Below are 301 nucleotides of genomic sequence, written 5' to 3'. Positions count from 1 at the left end.
CTTAAAACCATGTATTTTGCAAAACTGCAAAATGTGCCTACTTCCCCCCGTAAGATGCGTCTCGTGGCTGACATGATCCGCGGAATGGAAGTTACGGAATAAAGGGATTTTGGTGGGTAAAGACCTCCAATTAATAGCTTTAAAGAGAAATTCACCTTCTCACCCTTACCTGTTTTGCAACAGGCGGTTCTTTTCTTCTACGTTACTCCACCCTCACGGATAGCTTTCGGTTAAGAACTACAAACTCAAGCCATTCATCATTGTAGTCATTAAAATGAAGCTTTTTCAAATCATCATCAAC

At 40.9% G+C, this 301-nt stretch carries 1 pseudogene; it reads left to right on the top strand.

Going from position 1 to position 301, the window contains the following annotated elements:
* Window positions 1–93: pseudogene (locus D0T85_RS22400) on the top strand (50S ribosomal protein L22); the annotation flags it as partial.
* Window positions 94–301: the final 208 nt, after the last annotated feature.

It is taken from the genome of Bacteroides sp. 519 (assembly GCF_010500955.1).
In the GTDB taxonomy this organism is placed as follows: Bacteria; Bacteroidota; Bacteroidia; order Bacteroidales; family Bacteroidaceae; genus Bacteroides.
This window is presented reverse-complemented; position numbering and strand designations above follow the sequence as displayed.